The organism is Hungatella hominis (genome assembly GCF_014288005.1).
In the GTDB taxonomy this organism is placed as follows: domain Bacteria; phylum Bacillota; class Clostridia; order Lachnospirales; family Lachnospiraceae; genus Hungatella; species Hungatella effluvii.
This window is the reverse complement of sequence record NZ_JACOPB010000009.1, coordinates 171,383-196,082: the sequence shown is the minus strand read 5'-3', so window position 1 is coordinate 196,082 and position 24,700 is coordinate 171,383. Positions and strand designations below refer to the sequence as shown.

The 24,700-nt window shown below is 50.4% G+C and carries 16 protein-coding genes and 1 pseudogene; 2 read left to right on the top strand and 15 right to left on the bottom strand.

The genetic code is table 11. The annotated features are described in order from the left end of the window. Positions 1-121: 121 nt before the first annotated feature. The 3 genes from H8S75_RS19235 to H8S75_RS19225 all read right to left on the bottom strand — a co-directional run bounded on the left by H8S75_RS19235 (position 122) and on the right by H8S75_RS19225 (position 2,302). Positions 122-463, bottom strand: coding sequence for a DsrE family protein (locus H8S75_RS19235; RefSeq protein ID WP_117634454.1), 342 nt, complete (start codon positions 461-463; stop codon positions 122-124). Positions 464-475: 12 nt separating this feature from the next. Beyond that, positions 476-1,744, bottom strand: a complete 1,269-nt coding sequence (locus tag H8S75_RS19230) for an HlyC/CorC family transporter (RefSeq protein ID WP_110325042.1) — start codon at positions 1,742-1,744, stop codon at positions 476-478. Between the two features lie 90 nt (positions 1,745-1,834). Continuing rightward, positions 1,835-2,302 (bottom strand): signal peptidase II, encoded by a 468-nt coding sequence (locus H8S75_RS19225; RefSeq protein ID WP_187023048.1) that lies wholly within the window; start codon positions 2,300-2,302, stop codon positions 1,835-1,837. A 117-nt stretch (positions 2,303-2,419) separates the two neighbouring features. Here H8S75_RS19225 and H8S75_RS19220 point away from each other — a divergent pair, with 117 nt between their 5' ends. Continuing rightward, complete coding sequence (locus H8S75_RS19220; RefSeq protein WP_117634452.1) at positions 2,420-4,177, top strand: S8 family peptidase; 1,758 nt, start codon at positions 2,420-2,422, stop codon at positions 4,175-4,177. A gap of 1 nt (position 4,178) precedes the next feature. On the opposite strand, the gene clpX is transcribed toward H8S75_RS19220, so the two are convergent. The 12 genes and pseudogenes from clpX to H8S75_RS19160 form a co-directional block, all read right to left on the bottom strand. After that, positions 4,179-5,627 carry an ATP-dependent Clp protease ATP-binding subunit ClpX gene (gene clpX, locus H8S75_RS19215; protein ID WP_117634450.1) on the bottom strand — a complete coding sequence of 483 codons (1,449 nt, stop codon included), beginning with the start codon at positions 5,625-5,627 and terminating at the stop codon, positions 4,179-4,181. A 436-nt stretch (positions 5,628-6,063) separates the two neighbouring features. Next, positions 6,064-7,845 carry a S1C family serine protease gene (locus H8S75_RS19210; RefSeq protein WP_187023017.1) on the bottom strand — a complete coding sequence of 594 codons (1,782 nt, stop codon included), beginning with the start codon at positions 7,843-7,845 and terminating at the stop codon, positions 6,064-6,066. A gap of 172 nt (positions 7,846-8,017) precedes the next feature. Beyond that, positions 8,018-10,744 carry an LCP family glycopolymer transferase gene (locus H8S75_RS19205; RefSeq protein WP_187023016.1) on the bottom strand — a complete coding sequence of 909 codons (2,727 nt, stop codon included), beginning with the start codon at positions 10,742-10,744 and terminating at the stop codon, positions 8,018-8,020. Between the two features lie 56 nt (positions 10,745-10,800). Then, positions 10,801-12,219: an undecaprenyl-phosphate glucose phosphotransferase gene (locus H8S75_RS19200; protein WP_117634444.1), complete on the bottom strand. Its 1,419-nt coding sequence runs from the start codon at positions 12,217-12,219 to the stop codon at positions 10,801-10,803. 101 nt (positions 12,220-12,320) lie between these two features. Further along, complete coding sequence (locus H8S75_RS19195; protein ID WP_187023015.1) at positions 12,321-13,310, bottom strand: glycosyltransferase family 2 protein; 990 nt, start codon at positions 13,308-13,310, stop codon at positions 12,321-12,323. A 1-nt stretch (position 13,311) separates the two neighbouring features. Continuing rightward, the gene (locus H8S75_RS19190) at positions 13,312-15,504 is read right to left on the bottom strand and encodes a glycosyltransferase family 2 protein (protein WP_187023014.1); all 2,193 of its coding nucleotides are present in this window, start codon (positions 15,502-15,504) and stop codon (positions 13,312-13,314) included. After that, the gene (locus H8S75_RS19185; protein ID WP_055654904.1) at positions 15,501-16,529 is read right to left on the bottom strand and encodes a glycosyltransferase family 2 protein; all 1,029 of its coding nucleotides are present in this window, start codon (positions 16,527-16,529) and stop codon (positions 15,501-15,503) included. Before H8S75_RS19185 ends, H8S75_RS19190 begins: the two co-directional genes overlap by 4 nt. Next, positions 16,516-17,469, bottom strand: coding sequence for an NAD-dependent epimerase/dehydratase family protein (locus H8S75_RS19180; protein ID WP_187023013.1), 954 nt, complete (start codon positions 17,467-17,469; stop codon positions 16,516-16,518). The genes H8S75_RS19185 and H8S75_RS19180 overlap by 14 nt, the downstream gene beginning before the upstream one ends. 25 nt (positions 17,470-17,494) lie before the next feature. Further along, positions 17,495-18,745, bottom strand: coding sequence for a class I SAM-dependent methyltransferase (locus H8S75_RS33630; RefSeq protein ID WP_187023047.1), 1,251 nt, complete (start codon positions 18,743-18,745; stop codon positions 17,495-17,497). A gap of 180 nt (positions 18,746-18,925) precedes the next feature. Then, a pseudogene (locus tag H8S75_RS33625) lies at positions 18,926-19,846 on the bottom strand (NAD-dependent epimerase/dehydratase family protein); the annotation flags it as partial. Between the two features lie 67 nt (positions 19,847-19,913). After that, on the bottom strand, positions 19,914-21,992 hold the full coding sequence (locus tag H8S75_RS19165; RefSeq protein ID WP_187023012.1) for a thiamine pyrophosphate-binding protein: 2,079 nt from the start codon (positions 21,990-21,992) through the stop codon (positions 19,914-19,916). Positions 21,993-22,123: 131 nt separating this feature from the next. Beyond that, entirely contained in the window at positions 22,124-22,933 is an 810-nt protein-coding gene (locus H8S75_RS19160) for a tyrosine-type recombinase/integrase (protein ID WP_207643198.1), read from the bottom strand. Positions 22,934-23,072: 139 nt separating this feature from the next. Between H8S75_RS19160 and H8S75_RS19155 the strand changes: the two genes are divergently transcribed. Beyond that, complete coding sequence (locus tag H8S75_RS19155; protein WP_187023011.1) at positions 23,073-24,431, top strand: N-acetylmuramoyl-L-alanine amidase family protein; 1,359 nt, start codon at positions 23,073-23,075, stop codon at positions 24,429-24,431. The last annotated feature ends 269 nt before the right edge of the window (positions 24,432-24,700 follow it).

Here is a 24,700-nt window from a genome sequence, read left to right as displayed (position 1 = left end):
GAGATACGGGGCAGCGCATGAGCGAAACTTTACCGTTTCACTAAAAAAAGAGTGCCGGAGACATCGGCTTATGGAGCTTAATCTGCTCCACGGGCCGCGTCTCCGGCACTCTCTTTTTTTGTTATGGCCTGATATAGGCATACCCTTCGGCCTGCCTCGCCGCCAGTTCCACCACGCCGGCCGGAACCACGGTGATAAAATCAAAGATATCATCCTTCGTCATGGCGTTCCCTTTCAGGGCATTGCTGCAGGCGGCGAATACCACGCCTTCTCCTGCCAGGGCCTTCATGGCGTCTTCATGCTCCGGTGAAATCACTGCATACCCGCTCACCGCGGCCGAGTTGGCCAGCACTTCGATGGTGTAGCTCTCCTTCTGCTCATGATAGTAAGCGGTCATGTTCCTGACATTCCCAAGCACCAGGGGCCACCGGTCCATCTCATCGATATGATAAATCACCTTCATACTGCTGCCTCCCTACGCGTCAACGTTCTGCTCCTTCGGAAGATACATGTGCACCCGGTCGATCCGGTTCTTGTCCAGCCTGTCCACAACCAGGCGGATTCCGTCACAGACGACGCTCTCGCCTTCTTCCGGAAGGCGGTCCAGCTGCCCGATAATCAGGCCGCCGATCGAATCATAGTCCTCGGATTCCAGTTCCAGATCCAGCTGGTCGTTTAAATCATCCAGCTTCATGGAGCCTTCCACCACATATTCTCCAGGGCCGACTTCCACCAGCTCCTGTTCTTCATCCTCGTCGTACTCATCCCGGATCTCACCGACAATCTCTTCCAGTAAGTCCTCCAGCGTAATCATACCGGCCGTAGCGCCATACTCATCCAGGACGATGATCATGTTGTTGCTGGTCTGGCGCATCTCCACCATCAGCTCCGCCGTGTTCTTATACTCATATGTATAGAGCGGTTCACGGAGCAGGTCACGGACATGAAATTCTTCATTCCGATCGATGAGGAGTACATCCTTCATGTTGATGATACCGATTACGTTGTCCGTCGTCTCCTCGTATACGGGCATACGCGTATATTTTTCCTCACGGAAAATATCAATCAGCTCATCGTAGGTGGCGCCGACCTCCACCATGGCCATATCAATTCTCGGAACCATGATGTCCTTTGCCACGGAATCGCCGAAATCAAACACATTATTAATAATCTTCTTCTCTTCCGATTCGATCACGCCCTCTTCGTGGCTCACTTCCACGATGGTACGCAGTTCATCCTCGGTGATGGCCTCCTGTTTCCGGTTGGGGTCCACATGGACAAGGCGCAGAAATCCGGAGGACAGCACATTAACCGCATAAATCACCGGTGTCATGACTGTCATGAACATATAGATGATCTTCGCATATTTTAATGAAATCTTCTCAGAATACAGAGTGGAAATCGTCTTCGGTGATATCTCACCGAATACCAGAATAACCAGCGTCAGAACGCCGGTTGCAATACCAACCGCCTTATTGCTCCAGATATTCATGGCCAGTGTCGTGGACATGGAGGAAGCGGTCAGGTTCACAACGTTGTTACCGACAAGAATCGCGCTCAGCATCTTACCCTGATCCTCGAGAACCTTCGTCAGCGTAACGGCGCTCTTGTCGCCCGCCTCCGCCAGGTTTCTGATCCGAATCTTATTCACCGTAGTAAGCGCAGTCTCCGCGGAAGAGAAAAATGCAGACAATCCAATTAACAGAATCAAAATAAGCAACTGTATATAGTCACTTGAATCCAAAAAAATCAACTCCTATTGTTTTATATTTTACTGTTGATTCTACAATAGAAAAGCGGCCGTGTCAATAAGGCGGCCGCTTTATCCCTTAATTTAGCGTTCTTTCCAGGCTCTTATCATCTCCAGAACCAGCATCATTCCCGCTCCGAAGAAGATAAACATATCACCTAAGTTGAATACAACCCGTTTTAATCTGCCACACTGAATACTGAAATAGTCCACCACATAGTCTCTCACCAGGCGGTCGTATAAGTTGCTGACAGCGCCGCCAAGCGTCACTGATAAGGCAATCTTATCCACGAGGTTTCCCTTCTTAGGCAGCATCCACGCGAGGCCGCCGCCGATGAACGAAGCCACGGCGAGAGGAACCATCTTCACATATTCCGGTCTCTCTTTTAAAAATCCAAAGGAAAACCCGGGATTGTGGTTCTTGTGCAGCATAATTTTGCCTCCCGTTCCGTTCAGTTCCTTTGGAAAGGAGGATTCCTCCTGCTCTTCAATCGCCTTCTTTATACAGAGATCCACTGCTGCCAGCAGCACGATGATACCGATAAATACCATGACGCACACTCCTTCCGTCTTTATTATCTCCATTTTACTATGTTTTTTATCCATAGTCCAGTAATTCCCGCCCCTGAACCTGCATACATTACTAAAAAGAATGTGGGAGTTTTTTTCATGCCAGTCTGTGATTTTAATCCCGCCTCAGAAGAGTACGGGGACTTTATCATCCGTCACAACAACAGTTCTCCGGAAGATATTCGGCTTCAACAGGAGGCGGGCTGTATTGATTATGTAGATCAGGAATTTGCAGTTGTATATAGTCCACTGGAACCGCTCCTTCCTATCACCACAAAAAAATATACGTATTTTGCCATTCCTACGCTCTATACCCTGCTCGATACTACAAGCATGGAAGCCTCCGGCATTATCCAGAATTTTGAGCAGCCGACACTGAATCTCCGCGGGGAAGGCACCATGATCGGTTTCATCGATACCGGAATCGACTATCGAAATCCACTGTTCCGGCTTCCGGATGGCACCTCCAGAATTCTCGGCATCTGGGACCAGACACTTCCCGCACCCACGGGGACTACGGATGCTCCATTTGGAATACCGGCCACTCTGCCGGCCATGAGCTTCTCCTATGGACAGGAATTCCTAAAATCCCAGATCGACGAGGCGCTCCGTTCTCCTGATCCGCTCTCCATTGTTTCTTCTATGGATACGTCAGGACACGGAACCTTTATGGCAGGTATAGCGGCAGGGGGTGCAACTGCTAACGAGGACTTTACAGGCGCTGCCCCAAACTGTTCCATCGGCGTCGTAAAACTGAAACCTGCCAAACAGTACCTCCGCGATTTCTACTTACTTCCCGAAGATGCCATAGCCTATCAGGAAAATGATATCATGATGGGAATCAAATATCTGGAGCTGTTAGCCCTTCGGCAGGGCCTTCCCCTCGTCATTTATATCGGCCTGGGCACGAATTACGGGAGTCACGACGGTACTTCGCCTCTCGGGCTGGTCTTAAACAACATTGGACGCATCGTGGGGGTCTCCGCCGTTCTTCCAGCCGGCAACGAAGCTGGACTCCGCCACCATTATATGGGACGGCTGCTGAGCAGCCAGGAATACGAAGATGTGGAAATTCGGGTGGCCAGCGGAGAACGCGGCTTTTTTCTTGAGCTGTGGGCAACGGAGCCGGAGCTCTATACAGTTGGCTTTGTCTCCCCTACAGGCGAAGCGATTCCCCGGCTTCCGATCGGCCTCGGGGAAGAGATCACCGTCCCGTTTACGCTTGAACAGACTGTCATTACAGTCAATTACCGAACCTCTGATATCGGTTCCGGCAGTCAATTTGTCCTGATGCGCTTCGACGCGCCGACCGCCGGAATCTGGCACGTCCGCGTCTACAATTCCTTATTCATCACCGGAATCTTTCATATGTGGCTTCCCGTACAGGGTTTCATCAATGAGGATACCTTTTTTTTGCGTTCCGACCCTGACACCACGATCACGGAGCCGGCCAATGCGGCGGTTCCCATCACGGTCAGTACTTATAACCACACAAATAACAGCATCTACATCCACTCCAGCAGGGGATATTCCCGGGGCGGTTTAATTAAGCCGGACCTGGCCGCCCCTGGTGTCAACGTCTACGGTCCCGGACTGTCGCCGGGAGGAACCGGTGACACCTTCCCCATGACACGGCGCACCGGCTCCTCCGTGGCTGCGGCCCATGTAGCAGGAGCGGTGGCCGACCTCTTCACCTGGGGTATCGTCCGGGGCAACAATCCTGCTATGAGCGATGCCAGTGTACGCGCTTATTTAATCCGGGGGGCAAACAGAAATCCAGCCTACACCTATCCCAACCGGGAGTGGGGATACGGTACGCTGGATCTCTATCAGACCTTTTTACGTATCAGAGAGTAAATCAATAATAGCCTCTCATACGTATGAGAGGACCTCCGTTTTTATCGAGGTATGCTCTCGTAATGACGACGGAACCGATCTCGGGGTCCTTCGGGATTTCATACATGATATCCAGCATGAAATCCTCGATAATGCTACGAAGGGCCCTGGCTCCGGTTTCTTTTTTCATGGCCTGCTCTGCAATCCATTCCAGTGCGTCGTCTTCAAATACAAGCTTTACTTCATCCAGTTCCAGCAGCTTCTCATACTGCTTTAATATGGCATTTCTCGGTTCCTTTAAAATTCTCACCAACAGCTCCTTTGTCAGCGACTGCAGGGTAACCGTAATCGGCAGACGGCCCAGGAACTCCGGAATCATACCGAATTTTCTCAAATCCTCGTTCACCACACGGCCTAAAATATTAGGATCCTTATCAAACTTATCCTTAAGCTCTGCTGCGAATCCAATGGAAGACTTATTCGTCAATCGCTCCTTAATAATGTCCTCCAGATCCGGGAACGCTCCGCCGCAGATAAATAAGATATTATCCGTGCTGACGGTGGTCATGGGTGTGAGGGCATTCTTCTGGTTGGAGCCAACCGGTACCTCCACATTGCTGCCCTCGAGAAGCTTTAAAAGCTCCTGCTGAACCGATTCACCGCTCACGTCCCGGCTGTTGGTATTTTTCTTCTTCGCGATCTTATCAATCTCATCGATAAAGATGATGCCGCGCTGCGCCCGGTCCACATCGTTGTCGGCCGCGGCCAGAAGCTTGGAGACCACGCTCTCGATATCGTCGCCTATGTAACCGGCCTCCGTTAACGAGGTGGCGTCCGCGATCGCCAGAGGCACGTCCAGAAGCTTCGCCAGAGTCTTTACAAGATACGTCTTTCCGCTTCCTGTCGGCCCGATCATCAGAATGTTGGATTTCTCGATCTGTACGTTTCCTTCGTCATCTCTCTTGTCGGAATCTACCAGGAAAACACGCTTATAGTGGTTGTAAACCGCAACAGAAATCACCTTCTTGGCCTGTTCCTGTCCGATCACGTACTCATCCAGTCTCTGTTTGATCACATGGGGCGCCGGTATATCCTTTAAATCAAACTCCGGCTTCTTCGCCTCGGGAGTCCTTTTTTTGATCTTCTGCTTCTTCGGAATCTCCACATCCTGATTATTCAGATTGCCAAACTCACTTAAGTTTAAGTTCATGTAAGGCATATTCTGAATCTTCGACAGGTCAAATCCTCCCTGTGTCACCGAGTCAAATGCCTTCTGCATACAGTCATGGCAGAGATTCATCCCGCCCATGGTAACCATGGGGCCGGTCTTACTCTCCGGTCTGCGGCAGACGTAACAGATCTTCTCATACTCGTCATCGTCCTTTACAGGCGTCTTTCCCGCTTCTTCCGAAACAGCCTTGCCGCCCTCGTCTCTGTCCTTTGTCTCTTCCAAATATTCTTTATCTTCCAAAATTTATTCTCCTTTTATATGTTAAGTTATATGTGATTGTTATATGTTGTCGTTATATGTTATCGCTATGTGTTATCATTATTCGTTATCGTTCTGTCCGCCGTATTTCACTGCCGGCGCACCTGTTCATTATAAATCATTTACTTTCATCCTACAAGAGCACTGCCGCATTTTAGACTTTTTTAACAACTTCCTTCCATTCTTTTCCGTAACATGGTAAAGCACTGGGACAAAAAGTTCGACAAACCGGACGCGCGCCGGAGCACAGTCGCTTCAGCGGCCATATCTCCTTAGCGCGCAGTGTGCATCCCCGAAAGGTTTTATTTCATAAGACGAATTTTCCCAGCCAATCAAAAAACGCGCGGGGAAGACTCTTTCAGCCTTCTCCGCGCGCCTGCACGCTGTCACTTTTCTGAACCATCCGGTCTCTTCCTTATCAGTTCACGGAATTTTCTGCCGGTTTCTTATCCAGTGTAATATCTACATTTCTCTCCACATACTGACCATTTTCCAGAGACTGTACCGTTACGGTAACGGTTGTTCCACCCTCATAGTATTTCAGCATGTTGGTTAAATCATCGTATGTTTTGATGCTCTGTCCGTCAAATTTTGTTATGATATCTTTTTCGCGGAGGTCAGACTTGGAAGCTGCGCCGCCTTCCACGATCTTATAAATGAAAACGCCCTGCGGCATGCCAAGCTGCTGGCTGGTTGCCGCGTCAATATTCTTGATCTGGACGCCTAAATATCCCTGCTCCGTGTCTGCCACCTGAGTCCTGGTCTTCCTTGTCATCAAAGTGTCAATAATATTTTGAGCTTTGGAAATCGGAATTGCATATCCCATGCCTTCTACTTCTGTCGAAGAGTATTTGGCTGAGTTAATACCAACTACTTCACCCTGCATATTTAAAAGTGCGCCGCCGCTGTTGCCCGGGTTGATGGCTGCATCTGTCTGAAGAAGATCCCTGCTCACGCCGTCTTCTGTCTGTACAGTACGGTCAAGTGCGCTGATATATCCGACTGTTACGGACTGACCGTAACCGAGTGCATTACCGATTGCCACAACGCCCTGGCCTACCTTGATGTTATCGGAGTTGCCGAGGCTGGCAATGGCGATCTGACTCAGTGTATCGGACGGAATGTCCTTAAGTGCTACTGCAATCACTGCTAAATCGCTGTCGGCGTCTGTTCCTTTGATCGCGGCATCCACAGGAGTCTGGTCGATAAAGGTTACCTTCAACTCCTCGGCACCCTGTACCACGTGATTATTTGTCACGATCAGAAGTTCATCATCATTCTTTCCTACAATAATACCGGAGCCGCTGCCTACGCCCTCTCTCTGCATCGGGCCGAAGAATGTCTGGCTCTCATAGATTACCTTGCTCGTAATGGCAACGACTGACGGCATTGCCTTATCAACAATCGCGGATACGTCCATATTGGCAGCCGTTCCACTTACCTGGCCTAATGTGCTGTCTGAAGATGCGGCCGCTGAACCATCTGATGACGGGAGCGTCTCAGCCTGGCTGATTTCCACCTGATTTCTCTGATTATAGCTGCCAGCCGCCCAGTTGATTCCAACCATGGTACTTCCGGCTACCACCCCGAATACCAGGGCTGCGCCCACAACCGCTGCCGCTCTCTTTGCAAAGCCTGATTTCCTCTTCGGCGGCTTCGGTCCTTCCGGAACGGGTCCCTGTGCCATTCTCTGATACTGGTGTTCCTGATAATGTGGAATTCCCTGCTGCCCGCCATAGGACTGCTGATTCTGTGACGTCTGCTGATAACCATAGGAGGAACGGTATGCGTTTTGATTTTGACCGTTCTGGCTGCCCTGATATGCGTTCTGTTCGCTCTGGCTGCCCTGATATGCATTCTGGCCGCTCTGGCTGCTCTGATATGCATTCTGGTCGCTCTGGTATGGGTTCTGTCCCATCGGCTGCGAAGGTCTGTATGCCTGCTGATTATGAGTCTGGTTCATTCCCTGACTCTGATTCATTCCCTGACTCTGGTTTTCCGTATACGGCTGCTGTCCATATACGGAACGGCTCTCCTGTCTTGTGTACTCCGGCTGAGTTCCTTTACTCTCATAGCTGCTTTCACGTGCTGCTTCTTCCGGATCCGGATCTCTCATTGTAAAGTTCGTTGTAATAGGTTCTTCTTTATGTTCTTCAGGAGTCGTACGGCCCAGATCGTTGTTTTCATTTTCGTTATACATAAAACTATCCCCTTTCCTGTTTCCTTTGTTTTCTTTTGATATTTGAAGTCTATCAATGAAATGTGACTATTTTGTGATAAAATTATATTGAATATGTGAAAATCGCAAAAAAAGACATCTTCCGGGCTTCTAAAGTCCTGAAAGATGTCTTTTTTAATGTCTTAAGTATGCTTTATGCTGCGTTTGGAGGTGGTACCGTGATTACATCATCGTTCCCTGAACCACCCGGCTGTACGGTTCCTCCGCCTCCTGGCCCTGCTGAACCGCCCGGTCCCGGAGATGTCGTCTCCGGTGCGCTGGTGGACTCATGAGGCGCCGTCGTAGGCTTTACACCAGGTCCCGTGCTGGAATCTGACGATTCCGTGGTCTCATCTCCCGGTGAGGAAGGTTTAACCGCCGATGTCGTCTCCCCCGGTTTCGTCGGACTGGTTGGCTTCGTGCCATCCGCCGTGGTTTCTCCCGGTTTCGTCGAACTGGTCGGTTTCGTGCCGTCTGCCGTGGTTTCCCCTGGTTTCGTCGGCTTCGTACCGTCTGCCGTGGTCTCTCCCGGTTTCGTTGGCTTCGTGCCATCCGCCGTCGTCTCTCCCGGTTTCGTCGGCTTTACAGGATCTCCGTTCTCATCCGTCTCCTCAATCGATATGCCCTCTGATGTGGACTCCCGCTCGTCAATCTCATCGGATTCCTTCGTCGATTTCTTTGTCTCATCCGTCTCCTTCGTCTCTTTTGGAACGTATCCCTGATCCGTCGGAACATGATCTACACTGACTCCCTTTTTATACATACCGGAATCAGCCGAGATCTTTGCACTGATCTTCTTAACCAAATCGGTTGTCTGATACCCCTCTTCTCCATACAGGAATTTGTGGAGTTCCGTTACATTCGACTCCAGCGTCTGAGGAATAACACAGTCTCCCTTCTTACCCATAATCATGGAATCCCGGGCAAATGGGAAGCCGCCGGTTTCACCGATATGGTATTTGCCGATATCGAGAATCAGGCTGGTTAAATCGCTGAATGACAGTGATGTCTCGACCTGTTCCACTTCCATCAGAAGAATCCGGTTCAAAAGGCCGAGATCGGCCTGTTTTGCTTTTTCAAATGCCTTCTGAATAACCAGACGCTGGCGCTCAGTTCTGGCATAGTCCGTATCCATCAGACGGAGACGGCCATAAGCAACTGCCTGGATTCCATCCAGATGCTGGACACCCGCCGACTTAAGCTGAGTGGACGGCACGCCGGTCTTTTGTACAGTCTCAGTAATAAAGGAATTGATGTAGCGGAATTCTGCCTTACTGATATCGATTCCATCGATACCGCCCAGCATATTGATGCCATCTGCCACAGATTTCCAGTTAAAGGTCACATAGTCTTCGATATTTAAATCCAGGTTCCGGTTCAGTGCCGCCAGCGCCTGCTCGGCGCCGCCGTTCGCATAGGCGGAATTGATTTTATTATAAGTTCCGCCGCTGCTGGTGTTTAAATACGTATCACGGAAAACGGATACCAGCTTAATCTCTCCCGTATCGCGGTTGATGTTGCAGAGCATGATCACGTCGGTATTTGTTCCCTTATGTACGTTTCCATCTCTGCTGTCTACACCAAACACAGCAATTGTCATATATCCCTGCATATGCTCCGTCTTAGCGACAGGCAGTTCTGTATTCTTAACCTTGCTCTTGTCAAAATCATTGGAATGAATCAGGGAACTGTTTAATCGCAGCGCATAACCATAAAACCCAATGCAAATCAGTGTCAGCACTTCCGCGACTGCCATAACAATGATTCTTCTGATTTTTTTCTTCTTCGCTGCCTGTGCCGCCGAACGGCTTGCTGCTGTCCGGTTTGCTGCGTCCTGAGGCTTCCTTCCTCCCATTCCGCCTGAACCGCTTCCGCCGTCACCGATCTGAAGCGAGGTTCCCTGAAGCGTCTGACGCCTCGGCTCATAGCCGGAGGTTCCTGAGGATCTCCCGGCGCCGCCCTGAGGCTGTCCATTCCCGGAAGGTCTTCCAGTTGTTCTCGACATTCCGCCCTGAACCGGATTTCCTCCGTCCGGTCTTCCGCCTTCCTGTCGGGCCCTGCCATTTCCATTACCCGCCGCTTGGGCCTGTCTCATACCACCCTGGGTCTGTCCGTTTCCTGCATTCCTCGATCCGTTTCCTAAACTGCCCTGCGACGCACCGTTTCCTGCATTCCTGGCAGTTCCGCCCTGGGATACGCCATTTCCGGATTGCCTGACGTTTCCGTCCTGTATTCCGCCATTTCCTGCGGCTCTGGAGTTTCCTCCCTGCATTCCGCCATTTCCTGCGGCTCTGGAGTTTCCTCCCTGCATTCCGCCGTTTCCTGCGGCTCTGGAGTTCCCTCCCTGCATTCCGCCGTTTCCTGCGGTCCTGGAGTTTCCTCCCTGCATTCCGCCGTTTCCTGCGGTCCTGGAGTTTCCTCCCTGCATTCCGCCGTTTCCTGCGGCTCTGGAGTTCCCGCCCTGCATTCCGCCGTTTCCTGCGGTCCTGGAGTTTCCTCCCTGCATTCCGCCGTTTCCTGCGGTCCTGGAGTTTCCTCCCTGTGCACCGGCACTTCCTGCTGTTCTGGCGCTGCCGCCCTGCATTCCGCTGTTGCCCTGAACTCTGGTGTTCCCGCCCTGCGGTCCGCCGTTTCCTGATGTTCTGCCGGTACCTGCGGAAGGCCGGCCATTTCCCTGCGCACTCTCAGACGGGCGGCCCATGGGTCTTCCCGTCTGCTGTCTTCCATATGTGTCAACGTCCGCATCGCTATATCCTGCGGTACTTAAGTCATCATCCAGATAGTAAGCATCTTCCGAAGTTCCGTGTTCACTGTTTCTGGCCCTGCTCCGCCCATTCGGGCCGGAAGCTCGGTCTAACTCATCATCGTATTCCTTGCTCATGTAAATAACCTCATCCTCTGGTGCCTGCTGTACTGGCATTACATTGCAGACATTACTCAGTACGCATTTTTATTGATAAACCCTTTGAACACAGTAAGAAACAAAATCTTAAAATCAAATCCAAGGGTCCAGTTCTCGATGTAATATAAATCGTGCTCGATTCGTTTCGTGATGGAGGTATCTCCACGGTAGCCGTTGACCTGCGCCCAGCCGGTAATTCCCGGACGGACCTGATGCTTAATCATATACCGCGGTATCTCCTCTTTAAACTTCTCTACAAACAGCGGACGCTCAGGTCTCGGTCCCACCAGGCTCATATCGCCCATCAGAACGTTGAAAAACTGAGGCATCTCGTCAATACTGGTCTTTCTGATAAACCGGCCGACCGGTGTCACACGCGAATCGTGGGGCGTCGTCCATTTGCTCTTCTCCTCAGAAGGCGCCTGAACCACCATGGACCGGAACTTGTACATCTTAAATGGTCTGTTATGAAGTCCCACCCGTTCCTGGCTGTAGATCAGCGGTCCCGGGGAAGTCAGCTTGACAAGCACGGCCGTCACCAGCATCACCGGTGAAAACAGCACAAGCGCAACAATGGCGCCGAAGATATCAACAATCCGCTTCATGATGGCGTTGACCGGATCGGTCAGCGGCACATGCCTGATGTTGATAACCGGCAGCCCCTGTAAATCCTCCGTATAGGGACGGGTCGGTATGATATTATTATAATCGGGAATAAATTTGGTATGGACACCTGATTTTTCACAGGAAGCCACGATTTTTTCCAGGTTTGCATATTCGTCAATGCTCAGCGTGATGGCAATCTCATCGAGAGAATTAAGCGCCAGAATCTCATCCAAATCGCTTACCGTGCCGATCACATGGATCGACTTATACTCGGTTCCCCATTCCTTATGGTCATCCAGGATGCCCTTGACCTGATAGCCCCACTCCTGATTCTGCTGCACCCGGTCGATAAAGCCTTCCGCGGCGCGGCTGTAACCAATGAGCAGAATATGCTTCTGATTATAACCCTTGGAACGCATGGAATGAAGTACGTAACGGATCAGATTCCGCTCCAGCGTTTCCAGTATGATGTTAATCGCGAAGAAATAAAATACCATTCTCTTCGAGAAGTTCCAAAAGTATGGATTCTTGTTAAGAAGAAACAAGACCATGGTAACAAGCAGAAACCCAATAAGATTGGCCTTACAGATATTGGCAAACTCATATCGTCTCTGCTGCACCCGTTTCGGCGCATAGAGGTGGAATATGCCGTAAAGCAGCAGATATCCCGGTACGATTATGATGAGTGCAGCAAAATAATACTGCGGTGCCAGCAGCTTCTTTTCTGGGCTGAATAACCGGTTTCCCATAAGCAGGATAAACCACGCCAGAGCATAGGAGGCGATAATAACCAGCCCATCCAGCACTACATGAAATCCGTTCAGTTTTTTCTGATTGTCCTTTATCATAGCAGCATAACCTTCCTGTCGTACGACGAAAACCTAACTTGTCCATGATAATTTCTCGTATATTATACATGATAATGTACCATGATGCCATTAAATAATTCTTAAATCGCCGTAAGTTTTTTTAATCTTCTCTTGAGAAATTCCCACACATAGAGAAGTGTGCCGGTAAAAAGTTCCCATTCAATCTGCAGATAATTCCCGATATGTTCTGGCCGGAACGGCACTTTTTTACATTTTCCCAGGGTCTTAATTCCCTCGGAAAAGCCTTCCGCGTAATCGGCAGCAAAACCCATTTTTTTGAAAAACAGGTATTTAATACCGGTCCCAATCAAAAGGAACGGCAGATTAAACAACAGCTGAAGAAGCGGCATGTTCTTATAATTCAAATAGAGATTGTTTCTCGCCGCCAGTTTTACCTTAAAGGAATTGTACTTGGAACCGCTGGTTCCGCTTCCCACGTGGTAAAGTTCTGCGGCAGGGCAGTAAACATTGTCATATCCGTAGATCCGCGCCCGGTAGCCGACATCCACATCCTCTAAGTAGGCAAAATGTGACTCGTCAAAGTATCCAATCTCCTCGAAGACTTCCCTCCGGTAGATCGCCGCCGCCGCGCAGGCCGCAAACACCCGGCAGGGCTTTTTATATCCGGCAACCGGCTGTCCAACGCCCCTCTGGAACGCCCAGCCGAGCAGGCTGTACATGTCCCCCGCATCGTCCATTAACTCCTTATGATGCAGCTGGATGATCCGGCTGCTCACAGAAAATATCTTCGGAGACCGCTCGATCATCCGGATCATTTCCCGGATATAATCCGGCTTCGGCTCCGTATCGTTATTTAACAGGATGACGTAGGGCGTCTCCGCTTTTTTGATTCCAATATTGACTGCTCCCGGAAATCCAATATTCTCAGGAAGAAATACCGAAGGAATTCCACTCTCCTTCAGCCATTCAACGCTTCCATCCGTCGAACCGTTGTCCACCACCAGCACATCAAAGTTTTTCTCACTCTGTGCCTCCAGTGCTGCAAAGCACGGTTCCATAAATTTAAGGCCATTATAGTTTGGAATAACGACTGTTACTTTACCTGCCATCTTATACCTCCAGCCGATAAGGCTCCCCGATTTTCTCCTTACGCAGGTCGCGTAAGGCAAAGTTGGATTTACGAAGCGTCAGGTTAGGATTGTAATATGGATCCCCGTCCTTTAAAATATCCGGCCACCTGTCCGCAAACAGCTTAATCTCCCGGTTAAACCGTTCCACCTTCTCCGGCGTATCCTCCAGCCCCCGCGATTTGGACTCATAATGGTAGAAAAGCGCATACGGCGCATATACCACAAGCTTGCCCAGGGACCGGATCTTCATACAGTAATCGATATCATTAAATGCAACGGCTAACTCCTCCGTGAAGCCGCCAGCCTTTTCAAACAGTGATTTCCTGCTCATCATGCAGGCCGCTGTCACCGCGCTGTAATCCTGGGCACACATAGCCCTGTTGAAATAGCTGCTCTCCGCCCGGTGAAGGCCGATAAAGGTATGACCGGCGATGCCGCCGAATCCCACGACCACTCCCGCATGCTGAATCGTATCGTCGGAATAGAGAAGTCTGGCTCCCACGATACCCACGTCATCTCTCTGACAGAAGCCCAGCAGCTCCTCAATGCTCTCGGGATTAATCAGCTCCGTATCATTGTTTAAGAACAGGAGATACTCTCCCGAGGCCGCCGTCACCCCGAAATTATTGATTGCGGAATAGTTGAATTCCCGCTCCCATTTTACCACATGTATGAAATCAAACTCTTTCTGAATCCGCTCATAATATTGGAAGGTCTCCGGTTCCACGCTGTTGTTCTCCACGATAATGAATTCCAGATTTTTATAGGTGCCCTTCTCAATCAGGGAACGCATGCAGACATCGAGATCCGCGGTATGATCCTTGTTCGGAATGATGACTGAGACCAGAGGATTCCCGGTTATCTCGAATTTCGTATGGTAGATTCCGTAGTCCACGCCCTTTTCCACAGACAGCGCCCGGATTCCCATGCGTTCATAATGAGCCTGAATAGCCCGCGCCCCCGCCTCGAAGGCGTAGAGCTTGCTCTCCGGATTGCTGGAGGTGGAATTCTGATGGCAGCGCCAGTGATACAGCGCCTTCGGCACATGGTAAATCTTTCTGGCCTTCTCCGTGCAGCGGAAAATGAAGTCGTAATCCTGGGCTCCGTCAAACTCTTCTAAAAAGCCCCCGACTTCATCTAATAATTCCCGGTTTACCACGAATAAATGGCAGATATAGTTCACACTCGTCAGCAGATCCGGATTAAAATCAGGCTTGAAATGCGGTTCAAACAATTCCCCGCCGTCAATATCCAGCTTATCCTCATCCGTATAGACCACGTCGATCTCCGGATCACGGTTGATCGCCTTCACACACTCAAACAGCGCATCCGGCGCCAGCGTGTCGTCGTGATCGGCCAGAACGATGAAATCGCCCTTCGCCATATCGATGGCAGCGTTGGTATTTCCCGCGATTCCCTTATTTTCACCCAGAACCACGTAGCGGATTCTCTCGTCCTTCATGGCATACCGCTTAAGCACGCGCTCCGCGCTCTCGCCTCTGGGGCTTCCGTCCGCCACGCAGACCTCCCAGTGCATATAGGTCTGTGCCCTTAAGGAATCCAGCATGGCTGCCAGATACCGCTCCGGCGTCTTATAAGCCGGAATCACCACGGACAGCTTCGGCATATAATCGAATTCCACCGATTTCTGCGCCTCCAGCTCTTCGTCACTCGTCTTCGTCAGCTGGTACCATTCCGGATAATCGTAATCACTGTCAATCCCCTGAAGCTTGTGGCTCGATTTCAAAAGAAACGCTTTTAAGCCGTTTTCCTTCCAGAACTCGATGGCCGAATGGAGCGTCTCCTTATTCATCATACTCTTTAGCTTCGCGTGCTTCTTATGCGCGGAGCTGTTGTGCTTCTCGATGATCTCCGTGTTCAGCTTCACCCTGGAGGTCTTCCCGTCGCACCGAATCACCAGGAAACGGTCCTCATTATTATCTCTCACATAAGGAATGCGGATATCAAATCCGAAGTCCTTCTCATACACGGTCTTAAAATAATTCTGGCTGACGTCATCGCGGCGCACCGGGACGTACTTAAACTCCACGTTCTTCTGATTCTCATCCTGGACCAGGAATTCAGCCTTCGCCTCCGGGCTGCTTCCGATCACCCAGCCATTTAATACGATTGAATTTTCGCGGATACGCGCCACATCGATCTTGTATTTCATACGTTCTCTCCATCCTCTAAGGAAGCCGCGAAAAGGTCCGCGTCCTCACAGTTTTCCAGGCCGTCTTCCTCTTTTTCCGCCGCATTTCCCGCCGCAAAATTAAGCCTCTCTTCCTCAATGACGAGCGGACGCTTCATTACCCTCGCATTGATGGACAGAATGTATTCTCCCATAAGGCCGATAAAGAAGATCTGCACGGACCCGAGGAAACACATGCCTATGAGCACCGGCGCCATACCTGCCGGAAAACGGTCCCAGTACATCAGCTTCATGACCAGATAGACCACAGCCACCACCATGCTGATGAGAGAACAGATGCTTCCGAAAATAGTCGCCAGACGAAGTCCCGCCTTCGTATAGGAAGTAATACTGAGCATTGCCGCATCGTAAAGCTGGTAAAAATGATTTTTCGTCTCACCAGCCCGCCGTTTTGGCTGCTCATAAGGAATCTGTTTAATCTTGAAACCCAGCTCCGCGACGATACCTCTGAGGAACGGGGTCGGATCGTCCAGATTCCGCAGCACTTCGATAAAATCCCTGTCATAGAGACCGGAACCGGTAAACTGCTCGATCTGCTCCACGTCAGACAGCTTCTTCATCATCTTATAGTAACAGCCCCGCAGCCAGTACATCAGCCGGTTTTCCTTGCTGCTGGTCTTGATTCCTATGACAATTTTATATCCCTTTTCCCACTCATGGACGTACTGCGGAATCAGCTCCACCGGGTCCTGGAAATCCGCTACCATCTCGATCACGCAGTCTCCCGTGATCTGAAGCATCCCGTAATACGGGGAGTTAAACTGCCCGAAATTCCGTGCATTGAAGATCGCCTTAATCTTCGGATTCTCATCACACAGCTGTCTGATTAAGCTCCTTGTATGATCCTGCGAGTCATTGTCGATGAAAACAAGTTCGTAATCGTACTCCGGAAGGTCCTTCTGAAGCGTTTTAATGACCGCCTCGCTGATCGGTACGACATTCTCCTCCTCATTGTAACATGGAATCAATACGCTAATTTTCTTCATCCTGGTGCTCCATTTCTCTCTTTATCATTTCCGTAATGCCGCGGCCAAACGTATAGCGCTCTTTAAATCCGCCCGTCATGGCCTCCATGCGGCTGACATCCGGGCGTATGGACAGCGCGCCTTCCTTTGCCTGAACAAAGGTGCCGAACTCCAGCGTTCCGCGCTTTCCGGCAAGTTCAAAAACCTCTTCCACAAAAGATTTGAGTACCCTTGTGTCACGGCTGGCAATATTGACTGCCGCGCCCTTTTTGCAGGGCTTGCCCTTCACCTGCTCATACAGGCGGCCCACCGCCTCCACGGCATCATCGATGTACATAAAATTCCATTCGTGGCGGCAGGCGCTTAAACTCACCCGGCCTCCACGCGACAGTTCCCTCACAAGCGTGGATATGATGGACCACGGATGGTCCCCGTACCCATAAACGCTGAAGAATCGCAGATGGCAGAAATTCATGCCATACCTTTCACAGACCGGCACTGCCTGCCGGAAAAAATCCAGCTTGGCCTTCCCGTATTCATTGACAGGACTGCATTCCATCTCTTCCGTCATAACACCGCGGCCATCTTCGATCACTCCGTATTCCACCCGGGAGCCCGCATCCATGAATACGCGGCATCCCAGCCGGTGCGCCGCTTCCACACAGGCCAGAGATCCTCTTATATTCCCCGCCTGAACCTCCGGCGAGTCGATCTCTTCCCGGTTCACCCCGCCCCAGGCGAAATGAAACCACGCATCTGCATGGCCGATTTCTTCCACGCAGTCCGCCGCCTCTTCCATGGTTCCGTACACGGGAATCAAATTCCTGTGCTCCGGTAAATACTGTAATTTAGCCGATCCCGGCCGCACCAGGGCATAGACACGGTCTCCCTGCTCCAGAAACCACTGGGCCAGATGGCCCCCTAAAAATCCGGTAGCCCCGGTGATGACGATATTCTCCATAAACGTAATACGCTCCTTTGGTTATTCACAACATTGTCTCAATATGTCTGCTCCGCAGGGTCATAATTTCCACATTGCTTCCAAATCTTTCTCTTATGATTCCCGCAATCTCCTCCGTATATCCCGGAGCTACGATCAGAATGCCATCCACAGGCTCTTTTTCAAAATGATCCGGAGCTACGATGGGAATGTGAGATGCCGGAGCAAAGCGCCCCTGTTTAAAGGTTGCCGAATCGATCATATATTTCGCACGGTCCTTAAGCCCGGTGGTCGCCGCCAGGGTAAATCCCTGATGGCTGGCTCCCCAGATAGCCAACGTCCGGCCTGTCTCATCAAACTGATTTAAAATGCGGTCCACTTCCAGATTCAACTCCTGGCGGCTCTCCACGAAGCCTGCAATGGCAGAGGAAATGCCGCGGACTTCCGAATCCTCTCCGACGTGATCCGCGTCCCCAGTCTTTCCAGTCGTCCTAACTTCCGTCTCGGCCCCCTCCGTCACCGGCCGTTTTTTCACAACCACCGACAGCGTATCCCGGTTCACCATCTCCTCTTCCAGAACTTCGAAGCCCGCCTCCGCAAGCACAAAACGCAGGGTGTCGAAGGTGTAATAGGCGAGATGATCACGAATCAGCTCATAATATCCGTCGTATTTCAAAATGTATTCCAGACTCGGAACGGTCAGAAGTCCCAGACCGCCTTCCGTCAGATTGTTATAAAGACATTTCAGCATCCGGACCGGATGGGCCTGATGCTCCAGGAAATTAAAGGACAGAAATACATCGTAAGGCCCGTGACAGCCGTCTTCCGTATTCTCCAGAACCGTATTCTCATCTTCCGTAAACTGTCTCCAGACCTTTAAGCCCCGGCTCTTCGCCAGCTCCACCAGGTCTGCCTTATGCTCAATGCCATAAGCCTCCACCGGAAACTCCGTGAGTACGGACAAGAATTCTCCCTGACCGCATCCGGCCTCAATGAATTTCTTTCCCTCTAAATGATACGTCTCAATCAGGGCTTCGTACTGTCTTCTGCGCAGATTCACCATGGTGGTAGAAAATCCGCCGGAGCGGATAACGTCCTTATAATAGCCGACAGGCTCACAGTCAAACTGCACCAGACCGCAGAAATCGCACTGGTGCAGATGCAGGGATATCCCTTGGTCCTCATTTCTTCCTTCCGCATCAGGGATATCCTGTGCGGAGGCCGGCATGCCATCCAGAACAATCAGCGGCCGTTTTGGAAGTGCTTTCCCGCATGCAATACAAATCTTATCTCTCATACCATAAAAACTCCTGTTTGTCAAATATTTTTGTTTCATAGGAAGGTTCGTCCTATGAAACAAAAACCCTCCGGGGGCTGCGCACTCCGCACTAAGGAATTCTGGCTGCTGAAGCAGCCGCGCTCCGGCGCATGAGTCCGGCTTACCGGACTCTTTACTTTGAATCAGACGCTGTATTCCCTCCTGAAAGGGTATTTCCTGCCTCCAGTCTGTGGCTTCCATCAGCTTTTTCACGTCCGGAATCAGATTGGCCGGCCCTTCCGCATTCTGAGGCCGCCTGCCGTAGCTGTAGCATCCATGACAGCCGCACGCCTCATACATCAGACGGACGTAATCTCTTAAAGGCCTCGTCTCCCCACACTCTCCCGCGACGTTAAAGATACCTTCCGCGCCGCTTAACCAAAGGGCGGTGAGCGCTTCCAGCAAGTCTTCCAGATACAGAAAATTCCACATCTGCGTGCATTCGCCAAGAGAAAGGTATCCCCCTGCCGGAAAAGTCTTAAGACAACTTTCCACCAGGGACCACGGATGATCTCCCGGTCCATAGATGCTGAAAATTCTGGCATGAATGTACCGAAAATGATCGCTCGTACGCTCTGTGCACGAGTCACCGTGACAATCATAGCCTTCCTGTCTCCAGCGGCTGACCGCTTCCATGGCCTGCCTGCCAAAATCCACCTTCGCTTTCCCATATTCCGATACGGGATTCAGCGGAGTGTCTTCCGTCATCGCTTCCCGGTGGATCCCGTACTCCGCCTGGGAACCGCTGAACAGAAAGGTCCGGCAGCCCAGCTTTCTCGCGCCTTCCAGCGCTTTTAGGGAGTCTGACGCGTTCTTCTGCTGCACCTCCCGGTTCATCCGGTTTTCACTTCCTGCGCCGTCCCAGCCAAAATGAAAAAATGCCTCGCACGGCACCAAAATCGCGCCGTCCAGGCGGTCGGCCTCCTCTAAATTCATCTCAATCACATGGAGGCGTTCCCTTCCCGTATCGAGCCTTGCAATATTCTTTGACGCAGGACGCACGACTGCATAGACATCATGTCCCATTCCTATCAGTTTGTCAACCATGGGCGCGCCGATAAAACTCGTCGCGCCCGTCACTACTATATTCAACGTTTAAACGTCTCCTTACTCTTCACACTTTCACTGCTCATTTATCACAATTTCATCATTCACTGATCCGCGGAATCATCATATTCTCATCCATCTCCTCATCCGGAAGGAATGGAGACAAATCTTCCAGCGGCGGAGACACCATGGTTCCATCGGGAAGGCGTTTCGCGGCTGATTTCGGTTCAAAATTCTGATCGCGGCTCACGAAGATCTCACAGATCACAGGACCGTCCGTCCGGAGGGCTGTCTCAATGGCCGAAACCAGTTCTCCGTTATGGCATGCCCTGCAGTAAGGATATCCGTAGGCGCCAGCCAGCTTCTCCATATCCGGGAAGCTTAAGTCGTGGCTGTCCACACCGATTCCCACCAACGGCTCGCCGAAGAAATTTTTCTGCGTCTGCCGGATCGAATGGTAGCCTCCATTATTAATCAAAAAGATCTTGATCGGCATCCGGTGATGAATGATCGTCTGAAGCTCCTGAAGATTCATCTGAATGCTGCCGTCACCGGTGACCAGAATAATATCGCTGCTGACGAACTGCGATACAGGTTCCTGCATGTGGCCTTCCTGCGCATCCCGTTCCTGCATACGGCCTTCCTGCGCACCGTTTTCCTGCATATGGCCTTCCCGCACGCACCGTTCCTGCACGGCCATGCAGGCCCCGATGGCCGCCGGCAAATCGTATCCCATGGAGGCGATGGCTGAATTCGAGATAAATCGCTGCCCCTTTTTTATGATACACGCATGCCCTCCGACAACGCAGGCGGAACCGTTGCCTACAACGATCACCTGTTCTTCATTCAGACGGCTGCTCATTTCCTTCATGAACGCATAGACATTGGCGTCCTCGTCTTCCCCGTGGTCATAATGCTTCGGAAGGACAACCGGATATTTCTCCTTCCACATGCGGCAGGTCTCCGTCCATGTTCTGTCCTTAAGCCCGGTGCCGCCGGTAAACACAGGCTGTCCGGCTCCGTACTCTTCATCCAGAACCAGCTCCAGCTGTTCCAGCAAATCCTTCACATCCGCATGGACCGCCATGTCGATGTGAACGGATGGCTTCTTCAGCTCCTCCGGATCAATGTCGTTGACAATGGTATAGGCGGCTCTCGCCCATGTACTGTAATTATATCCCACCTGGCGGATGCTTAAGCGGCTTCCGAGAGATAAAACCAGGTCACTGTTCTGTATGGCAAAATTGCCCGCGCGGTCTCCCATACCGCCGCCGCGGCCCGTGTAGAGCGGATGGTCATCCGGCATACAGTCCTCGCTGTCCCAGCCGGTCACGACAGGAACGCCAAGCTTTTCCACGACTCTGGAAAAGACATCGAAGGCATGTCCGATTCGGATTCCATTTCCTGCGTTGATTACAGGCCGTTGGGAGTTTTTAATCTTTTCAATAATTTCTCTGGCCGTTTCCCGCGTCACGGATGGCGGAAGCACCTGACGTTTCTCGCCCTGCCCCGCATTGTCGGCCTCTATCTTTGGACACTGGCTCACACGTTCACCGCACGAATCGCCGTGACAATCGGAAGGCACGGCCCAGCCATCGCCTCCCGCTTCATAATCTTCCGGTGAGAAACCGATCAGTTCCTCTGTCTCAATATAAGCGCCCTGAACGTTCAGCGGAATGTCAAGCCACGCCGGACCCGGGCGGCCGGAATAGGCCAGATAGATGGCCTTCTCCAGGCAGTAGCGAATTCTCATGGGGTCGATGACCATCTCGCTGTACTTTGTCATACAGTCGATTGCCTTCGTGATGTCAAACTCCTGGTCTCCCATGGCTCTGATTCCCACTCCCGACCACCTTGCCGTCGTGTCGTACCGAACCTGTCCGGATAATACCAGCATGGGTATGGAGTCCAGCCATCCTCCCACAACCCCGGTGATAGCATTGGTGCCCCCCGGGCCTGTCGTAACACAGACGGCCGCTATGCGTCCCTGAACCCGCGCATAACACTCTGCCGCGATGGCGCATGCCTGCTCGTGATGATTATAAAGGCAGGTAAGTCCCTCCTGATGCCCCAGTGCATCATTTAAGTGCATCGCTCCGCCTCCGGTCACGGTAAATACCTGTGTGATACCAAAATCCACAAGTTTTTGGGAGATGTAATTGGATACTTTCATTCGCATGATGGATTCTCCTTACATAAAAAATAATAATTGTCTGTCTAAGTACGAAAATACCTCGCTAAGTACTCATAGTATACCACACCCCTTATAAAATGCATATTGAAGTTTTTCTTACTTTTTACCCCCTTTTCTCACCAGTCTACTACCTGGTCTACAATCTGCTGTTGTTCGGAACTCGTCCTTCTCAAGTAAATCCTCGTTGTCTCGATGCTTTCATGCCCCATTAAGTCGGCCAGAAGCGCGATGTCTGAGAATTTTTCCAGGAAATTCTTCGCGAACCGGTGGCGAAAGGAATGGGGATAGACCACCTCCACGGGGATCCCGTACCGGGCGGCAAATTTCTTCAGCTGCCCGGCAATTCCCCTCGTGGTGATACGGTCTCCCGAACGGTTTAAAAAAAGAAAACCACTCTCGATTCCACGGTATTTAATCCACTGCATAGCCTCTTCCCGCAGGGCGCTCGGTATGTAAATACGCCGAATTTTCCCTCCCTTGGAATAGAGATCCAAGTAGCCCGTCTGCACATGTTCTGCCTTAATCTGAACCAGTTCGCTCACCCTGGCTCCTGTGGCGGCCATGAAACGGATGACAAAATACCAGAACCATTCCCCGTCCCTTCTTAAGCACTCCTTAAAATACATATAATCTGCGTCGCTGATTACATTTTCCAGATACGTCTTCTGTTGTACCTTTACAGAAGATAATGCCAGTTTTTCCTTGCCGATTGCTTCCAGATAACAGTTTACTGCCCTTATCCGCAGGTTCACGGTTTTCGGTTTGTAGTTTTCAAGCAGAAACAGTTTGTACTTTTGGAGATTACTTTTCGTCACTTTGTCATACCGGCCGCAATACTGTTTCACCGCATATACATAGGCTTTTATCGTATTATCGGCCAGATTGCTTCTACGGAGGAACCCCTCAAATTCTACATCCATCTCCATATTCTGTTATCTCCTTCCATATCTGCCATCAACCCACACTTTCGCTACCCACCTAGCGTACGTTATAATCGCAGAGTAATGCAACTATGGATTTTCGGCCACGACAAATCAAAGTGAGAAAAAAGGAGAGAAATTTTTTATGAAAAAGAATTTAAAAATGATGGCTGTATTATCCGCTGCGGCAGTAATGACCGTAGCAGCTCCAGAGATGGGCTTCACCGCAGGTTCTTCCATCGCATATGCAAAGACAATCGGCTGGGTAGAGGAAAACGGTTCCTTCAAATATTATGAAGAGGACGATTACTTCTTAACAGACACCTGGAAGAAGCGCGGCGAAGACTGGTATTACTTAAATGAAGAAGGCGAAATCGCCACAAATGCACAGATTGATGAATATTACGTTGATGAAACCGGTAAACGGGTTATGGACCAGTGGATCTCCATTGAAAATGAAGACGCATGGGACTCCCCTGACGCTGCCGAGTACCACTGGTACTATTACGGAAAGAACGGCAAGGCCGCAGTTTCCAAATGGCAGAAAGTCGGCGAAAGCTGGTATTACTTCAACGAAGACGGACAGATGATGACAGGAAAGGTAGAAATCGATAACGCGACATACTACCTGGGTGAGGCAAACGACGGCGTGATGAAGACTGGCTGGATTCAGCTGGAAAATGAAAGCGACGATCCTGAGATGACCCATTCCTGGTACTATTTTGACACAAACGGAAAAATGGTAGAAAATCAGGTCGATAAAAAGATCAGCGGCGACTACTATACCTTCGTAGACGGCGTAATGCAGACAGGCTGGTTTAAGCTTCCTGCAGAAGAGAATGCAGAAAATGCAACTCCTTCTGATGCTGCAGAAAATACAGCAACAACCGTGGCCGGATATCAGTACTATGAGCCGGAAAATGGAAAACGCGTAACCGGATGGAGAACCATCGAGGGCGTGGAAGGCATCAGTGAAGAAGGCGAACTTTATAACTTCTACTTCAAGAACGGTAAGCCGTACCATGCAGATAACGGACTTCAGTTATTCACTGTAGAGTCTAAGAAATATGCGTTTAATACAAAGGGTGAAATGCAGACTGGTTTAAAGGTTGTCAATCTGGAAGATGGAGAAGTTGCCAACTTCTACTTCGCAGAGGACGGTGTTATGAGAACCGGCAAGCAGGTTATTTACAATGAAGATTTAGATGAGAATCAGACATGGTTCTTCTATACCGACGGCTCCAGAAAAGGCCAGGGCTTCCACGGGATCCGTGACAACACACTGTACGAGTATGGTTTAAGAAAAGACGCAGACTCTGATTTAAGACTGGCTCCGATGAATTACGACGGAAATCAGTATCTGGTGAACACAAGCGGTTCCATCCAGAAGGCGTCCTCTTCCTCCAAATCCGCTACAAAGCCGGAACTTGGAAATGGCTTCAAAGATTATAAAGATTCTAACGGCAAGACCTGGGTTGTGGACGTAAACGGACGTATCCAGTAATGCTATAAAAAAGAATAAATAAAAAGCAATAAAAGTTTCATCCGTTCAAACCGGCAGGCTGCCCCTTGGGGCAGTCTGTTTTTTTACTGTATCAGGGATAAGTGTACACAGTTCTTACGTTTAAAATTAAAAATTACAAGATTGCATTTTTTGCTCCATATTTAGAGCAATAGTGTTAATAAAACATAAAATTTTGGAATTTTCTACAAAAAGACGATATTTCGCGTTACAATTTCATTTATTTTGCGTTATATATATAGAAGAGTACT